The organism is Segatella paludivivens DSM 17968 = JCM 13650 (assembly GCF_000373185.1).
Classification (GTDB): Bacteria; Bacteroidota; Bacteroidia; order Bacteroidales; family Bacteroidaceae; genus Prevotella; species Prevotella paludivivens.
In genome coordinates this window covers 1-7,622 of the sequence record NZ_KB890663.1, presented here as the reverse complement: position 1 = coordinate 7,622, position 7,622 = coordinate 1, and the positions used below count along the sequence as shown (strand labels likewise).

At 40.7% G+C, this 7,622-nt stretch carries 4 protein-coding genes; 3 read left to right on the top strand and 1 reads right to left on the bottom strand.

Annotated elements, in window-relative coordinates; translation table 11 throughout:
• Positions 1-2,013: 2,013 nt before the first annotated feature.
• The 3 genes from B045_RS0110825 (at position 2,014) to B045_RS0110815 (ending at position 7,322) form a co-directional block, all read left to right on the top strand.
• A complete protein-coding gene (locus B045_RS0110825; protein WP_018464279.1) occupies positions 2,014-4,095 on the top strand; it encodes a VapE domain-containing protein in 2,082 nt (693 codons plus the stop codon).
• A 1,294-nt stretch (positions 4,096-5,389) separates the two neighbouring features.
• On the top strand, positions 5,390-6,664 hold the full coding sequence (locus tag B045_RS0110820; protein ID WP_162163175.1) for an AAA family ATPase: 1,275 nt from the start codon (positions 5,390-5,392) through the stop codon (positions 6,662-6,664).
• On the top strand, positions 6,654-7,322 hold the full coding sequence (locus B045_RS0110815; protein ID WP_018464277.1) for an RloB family protein: 669 nt from the start codon (positions 6,654-6,656) through the stop codon (positions 7,320-7,322). The genes B045_RS0110820 and B045_RS0110815 overlap by 11 nt, the downstream gene beginning before the upstream one ends.
• A gap of 112 nt (positions 7,323-7,434) precedes the next feature.
• On the opposite strand, the gene B045_RS15540 is transcribed toward B045_RS0110815, so the two are convergent.
• The coding region (locus tag B045_RS15540) for a hypothetical protein (RefSeq protein ID WP_044067776.1) at positions 7,435-7,622 on the bottom strand (188 nt) is incomplete at its 5' end.

Below are 7,622 nucleotides of genomic sequence, written 5' to 3'. Positions count from 1 at the left end.
AGCATGTAGAAAAGTGGTTGTCAGAGAATGTATATCACATCGACGGCGAGGGCGGTGCAGCTATTGACGACATCCTTCATGTGGCGTTGCAACTGAAGCAACGTTACGGCATCAACGTGTTTGCTCTGGACCCTTTCAACTATGTAGACTTGCCGATGATAGCAGGTGCAAACGACACGCAGAAAATCAGTGATGTGTTGAAGAAGATAGTGGCGTTTGCGCATCAGCAGCACGTCTTCGTGATTGTGGTGGCGCATCCNAAGAAGCCTGATGATATTGGNAAGACNGAGAAGGCTGCGAGTTTNTATGANATTGCGGGTTCGGCGGACTTCTACAATAAATGCGATTACGGTATTATTCTGAATCGTGACAAGGTGCGTGATCTCACGTTCGTGAATGTCTTGAAAATCAGATTTAAACATCTTGGTCAGACGGGCAAATGTGCATTGAAGTTCGACCGCAAGACTGGCAGGTTCGTAGGTTGCAAGGAGACGACGGATGAAAAGAACGACACCATCTACACGCCATTGCAATATGATTANGACAACTGGATAAATAATGCGCCGACTGTTCAGAAGTTGCCGTTTGAGGGCGAGGACGCAATGCCATTCTAATGTCTCGCTTATTCTCTCCCAGAGAGCGCAGAGGAATGCCGTTTGTTTGGTTAATGTGGTTTTGTTTTTTTGTGGTTTGTCTGCGTAAATCTGCGAGATCTGCGGGAGACACATGGGTTTTCTTCTTTGCCGATTGATTGAGTACTCTTGCGTGTATTCTCCCGCAGATAGCGCAGATCACGCAGAGGAATGCAGCAGGCTGCATTATTACGCAGAGAAAGACAGTTTGGTTATTGTTTTTTTGTGGTTTGTCTGCGTAAATCTGCGAGATCTGCGGGAGATATAGGGGTTTCTTCTGTGCGGAAAGTTTGAGTACTCTTGCGTGTATTCTCCCGCAGATAACGCAGATCACGCAGAGGAATGCAGCAGGCTGCATTATTTCGCAGAGAAAGACAGTTTGGTGAGGTTGTTTTGGGTTTGTCTGCGTAAATCTGCGAAATCAGCGGGAGAGACATTGGGGTTTCGTTTGTGCGGATTGATTGAGTACTCTTGCGTGTTATTCTCTCGCAGATGGCGCAGATGACGCAGAGGAATGCAGCAAGCTGCATTATTTCGCAGAGAAAGACAGGTTCGTGAGGCGGTGAGGTTAATGTGGTTTTGGGTTTTGTTGTTTGTCTGCGTAAATCAGCGAGATCTGCGGGAGACACATGGGTTTCTTCTTTGCCGATTGATTGAGTATACTTATGTGTTATTCTCCCGCAGATAACGCAGACAAAATACAACAGCATGAACAACATTGTTCCACTATGTGGTAATTGTCTTTCTCTGCGATTATCTGCGGCATCTGCTTTAGCAGATTCATTTGCGCTAACTGTCTTTTGTCTGCGTAATCAGCGAGATCTGCGGGAGAATCGGCCGTTAAACACATAAGGAAAGAGCAACGAAAGAGCAAGCAATAAAACAGAAAACAAAGGAAACGAGTGAAACAAATATAAGTATTAANAATTAAAACAAAACGATGATGTCAAATTTATCAATCGGGAGACACTCCCGCAAACAATCAAATGTCAGAAGTGCGGACGCACGCTGCCTAAACAGAAATTAGAACGCATGAAATCTGGCACGTATCGACAAGTGTGCAATCAATGCAAATACGAGTACTACATCAAACCCGCTAGGATAAGACGAATACTCAGGGATTTGGAAAATCGTACATAGGTTTTGTAAATAAACTAGCGTCGAAACGTCTATTCGCTGACTATCAGTACGTTAGATGCACTTTTTTCAAAAACAAAGTGTCGCGAAAACGTCAATTTGCATTTGCGTTTCTATATAGAAATGCAAACTTTACATCGTAGAAACGCAAACTTTGTGTCGTAGTAACAGAAACGTTTCCACGTAATAACGCAAATGTTACGTCGTGGAAACGAATTTTCGATAAAAATAACGATAAAATAGAATGGAACTATCAAAAATCAATGTCTTGTATAAGACAAAAAAAGAAATCAAGCAAAAAATGATGAGTCTTGACGATCTGTTCGTCATGATTCGAGGTGAAAAATACCAAAAACAGTGCAATAAACTGCGATATGCACTCAACTCTTATACGAATATCGCAGGAATGAAGCTCGAAGAAACGGCTGCGCTGCCACAGTTGCAGTTTTCTTTGTGCAGAAAGGCATATACAGGCTATGTGTTGCTATCGTTCAAGGCAAAAGACGGTTGGATAGCCAACCTCAAATTTCTTGCTGAGGGGCTTCCTCAGACGTTGATGTGCTTCACTGGTGCTTCGGCAAAGTCATTGAAGATTGTCGTGCCGTTCACACTGCCAGACGGAACACTGCCGCAGACGGAACAGGATATCAGCTTCTTTCATCAGCATGCCTACTTCACTTCGGCAAAGTTCTATGAGGCGGAACTCGGCATCAAATGCGACAGAGCTGTGCCAACTCCGCAGACGGTGTGCAGAATAAGCACCGACGAGCACGTGTTTCTCAATGCCACTCCAATACCGATGATTATTCCCCAGCCACATGAAGGCGTGGAGAAGAGGGTGAAGAGGGAAATACGCTATCAGATGAGCCGAACGAGTTACAATGCAGGCAGGGAAACTGGCGTGATTCCTTTCTATGAAAAGCAGCACATGGCAATGGCGAAGTTTCAGACGATATTTCTCAATATCATCAACAATTCCGTAGCCTTGGATATGGACGAGACCGTGACGGAAGTGGCTAAGGAATGTCAGCGAAACGGACTTGAAGAGGAGTTCTGCATCAAACGACTGATGCGCCATGCTCCCTACTGCAACTTTGAGTATATCGTGCGCAACTGTTTCCGCAATGTCTATGACACGAGTGCGCCGAAGTCGGATTGTGCCATACCGAAGATGACGATAGATATTGAAAGACTGCGCACTTTTCTTAACGTGAGATATGCCTTCCGCAAGAATGAAATCACAAACGACTGCGAATACAGGGAACGTGACAGCTTTCTCTTCTCGTGGAAATCGGTCACGAAAGAGGTACTCAACACGATAACGATAAATGCAAAGGCAGAAGGTATAGATGCATGGGACAAGGATGTGAAGCGATTTATTGAATCATCGTTTACAGAAGAGTACGACCCGATAGCCGATTGGATATCGTATCTGCCCAAATGGGACGGCGAGGACCGCATTGATAAGTTTGCCGAGAGAGTGAAAACGGACAACCAGGACTGGGTGAAGAACTTCCACCTGTGGTTTATCGGTATGGTGAGTCAGTGGATGCGGTCAAACTCCATGCACGGTAATTCACTTGTTCCGCTGCTTGTGGGCGAGCAGGGCGACGGAAAATCTACATTTTGCAGAATGATTATTCCCGAAGAGCAGCAGATTTATTTCACCGACAGAGTGGACTTCACGAAGAAAGAGGACGCAATGAAGGCTTTGAGTCGTTTTATCCTGATAAACATAGATGAATATGACAGTATTTCAAAGCGCCAGACAGCGTTTTTGAAGTATATGTTGCAGGCGGTGGACGTGAAATATCGCAATCTTTATGAGAGCATCACGCAGCAGCACAAGCGATATGCAGCCTTCATCGCCACGACCAACAATCCACAGCCGTTGATTGACTACACCGGTTCACGACGATACATGTGCATCAGGGTAAAGGAGCGCATAGACACGAGTACGGCGGTGAACTATGAGCAGATGTATGCTCAGGCAGTAGCGGAAGTGAAATCGGGAGCTAGGACCTATTTCGACAACGAGACGGAACATAAGATTCAGATTGACAATGCCGACTTCCTACAGATTGACTGTATGGACGACATCTTCTTCGAAATGTTTCATCGTCCGTCGAAAGATGAAAAGGCGCTGCGACTTACGGCAACGGAGATTGTGCAGAGAATGAAGAAGAAGTATCATAACATCAGCATCAACAACAGTAACATCATGCGTGTGGGCCATATTATGACACGCAACAAGTTCAAGCTGACAAGGGGAAAGTCCCGCCGATATGACGTTGCGACAAATGACACAGTGGTGACACTTGAATAATGAAGATTGGGGATGCAACATTCTGATAGTCAGAGAATAGACACTTCGACACTGGTATTTTTGAAAAACCCTATGTGCGCGTGCGCGAGGATGAGTGTTAAAGATGGCTTGAATGGGCTAGGGGGAGTTTATTAATCAGCGGGAGATGTTGTTCTTGTGGTTTGTCTGCGTAAATCTGCGAGATCTGCGTGAGACATTGGGGTTTCTTTGTGCAGATAGATTGAGTACTCTTGCGTGTTATTCTCTCGCAGATAGCGCAGATGACGCAGACGAATGCAGCAGGGCTGCATTATATCGCAGAGAAAGACAGTTTGTAGTTAATGTTGTTTTGGGTTTCGTCTGCGTCAATCTGCGAGATCTGCGGGAGACATTGGGGTTTCATTTGTGCAATATAGATTGAGTACTCTTGCGTGTTATTCTCCCGCAGATAGCGCAGATCACGCAGAGAGAATGCAGCAGGCTGCATTATTTCGCAGAGAAAGACATGTTGTTTGTTGTTGTTGTTGTTGTTGTTGTTGTGTTGTTTTGGGTTTTGTCTGCGTAAATCAGCGAGATCTGCGGGAGATACTGGGGTTTCTTCTGTGTGGATTGATTGAGTCCTCTCATGTGATTATTCTCCCGCAGATAGCGCAGATGACGCAGAGAGAATGCAGCAAGGCTGCATTATATCGCAGAGAAAGACAGTTTGGTGAGGTTAATGTTGTTTTGTGGTTTTAAGTTCTGTTGTTTTGGGTTTCGTCTGCGATAATCTGCGAGATCTGCGGGAGACACTGGGGGTTCTTTGTGCAATAGATTGAGTAAGTTTGCGTGTTTATTCTCCCGCAGATCACGCAGATGACGCAGACGAATGCAGCAAGCTGCATTATATCGCAGAGAAAGACAGTTTGTAGTTAATGTTGTTTTGTTGTTTATCTGCGTAAATCAGCGAGATATATAGGGGATTCTTTCAGTAAGTTCCTCTCTTGTTATAATAGGATTCTCTATTATTAAATGGATAATCGACCGAACGGTCAAATTCACTTAATTTTAAAGTGCCATTTAAAATAGTGCCATGCTCTCCAAAAGATTTATTTGAACCATAAAATAACAGACTATTTTGCATGAAATAATGTGAAATTCCAGTAAAAACGTTAGGTTTTAACGTTTTTATTTTTATTTTATCACAAAAAATGGGCAATAAATGATTTATATTTGTATCTTTGCCGTTGAAAAGTAACGTTTTAAATCATATCACATGCTATTACGTGTAATAATTGGCAATCTGTTCTCATTCAAAGAGCAAACTGAGTTCAATATGTTTACTAATAAGAGTAAACAACATAGTCATCATAAAAAATGTATCAACGATATATCTTACCTACGAATGGCTGCCCTTTATGGTGCTAACGGAGCCGGAAAATCAAATTTCATCAAGGTATTGCGATTGTTGACTAATTGCATTAAAGCTGGTAAGGTAGTTTCTTATGCAGATGACTTGAAATTCAAGTTGGATGATGAATGTAAAACAGATCCGATCTCTATTGGAGTGGAATTTGTTGCTGACAATACTGTATTCTTTTACACAGTGTCGTTTGATAAGACAGGTGTGCTTTATGAATATCTATCCAAAGATAGCGCTAATAATGAAAAACGTATTTTTGAGAGAGAATTTGATAATGGCAAAGAGGATATATCTTTTTATGACAATTATGCTGATGATCCAAAGAATCAGATGTTTATCGAAATGCTGAGTGAAAAGTTTGTAGGAAGAAATGAATTACTCTTGTCTATTTTAAACGATAAATATGCAAATGATTTTACTGAAGTTCCTGTTGCTTATAATTGGTTTACAGAAACATTGGTAATTGTGCAGAATAATAACGAGTATTCTTTTCCAATAGCTCATGTAATGGAGTCGGATAAGGGTTTGCTTAATTATGCAAATAAATTGATAGGAAGGCTCTCGACAGGAGTAAATGGATTGTCGGTAAGTACTTATAAATTAGAAAAGAACGAGGAAAACTCTTTTATTTTCGACCGTTTGGATAAAGATCCTGAGACTGTTGGAGAAACAAGGAGTGGGTTGACAGGCGATTTTACCAATTACATAAAAGAAGGTGATAAGGTTATCGCTAAGAAAATAACATCATCACATCTTGATAATAATGGAAATCAAGTGGATTTTGGTTTAGGTCTAGAATCAGAAGGTACACAAAGGCTTGTGGATTTTATCCCACTGATTTATGGAATGATTAAAGAAAACCATGTATATGTTATAGATGAAATAGAAAGAAGTATACATCCAATAATTATAAAAGAATTAATCACCCTTATTTCAAAGAATGAAGAGATTAATAGTCAGATTATATTCTCTACTCATGAGTCATGTCTTCTTGATCAGGAGATATTACGAACAGACGAAATTTGGTTTGCCCAAAAAGATAATGGTGGAGCAACTAGGTTGTACTCTTTGAGTGATTATAATGTGCACAAAACGGCAAATATTGAAAATGGTTATCTTAATGGTCGTTATGGGGGTATTCCCTTCCTGAGTAATTTAACTGATATACATTGGAGTGATGAAGAATAATAAGTTTATTGTCAGACCTAAAAGATATGAACGTCTGGAGCCCTCAAAGGATTCCCGCAAGATTTATATATATTGTGAAGGCGACCGCGAAGATAATTATTTTAAATTCTTTGTAGGGTTGTCTTCAAATATTTCTATCATATCAATTGCAAGTAAAGATGGTAAAAGTGACCCAGAACAATTGCTCAAGTCTGCTAAGGCTGATTTTCAAAACAAAAAATATGTGCTAGATGATGATGAAGAAGATGATGAAAATGAAGATAAACATGATAGCGTTTGGTTTGTCATAGATACAGATCAGTGGGGAAGTAAAATCACTACTCTTAGAGATTTCTGCAACGAACAGAATGCTCCGACGAGTGTTGATAAATGGTTTGTTACGCAGAGCAATCCATGTTTCGAGATATGGTTGTATTATCATTCTTATGATAACAAGCCTAAAACAGAGGATATAAAGAAATATAACTCTATGAAAGATTTTGTAAATACTGTTATTCCAGGAGGATTTGATAGTCGTAAGAAACCTGTATTAATGGAAAATGCCATAGGAAATGCAAAGAAAAATTACAAAGAAGTAAATGGAGAACCTGATTTGTATTCTACTGAGGTTTATAAATTAGGCGAACTTATATTACCTTTCGTAAAATCTGTGTTGTGATATCTCATAGAATTATAATATATACTTAATTTGATAGCTATGTATATGTCTGGCTATGTCTTTGTTGAAAACATTGAAATGTTTGTTGAATAATACTGCTATATTTATCAAATTAATGAAGTAACAGTCCAAATAACCTATTGATGGTTGTTTGGACTGTTTTATTTTGAAGATAGTCTACCAACAAAACATAGGGCAATATAACTTTGGCTAACACGGCATACATGATTTCATTGCACGCATGAAAAAATACGAGTACTTTTGCATAAAATTCAGCGGCGCTCGGCAAAACATTCAAGC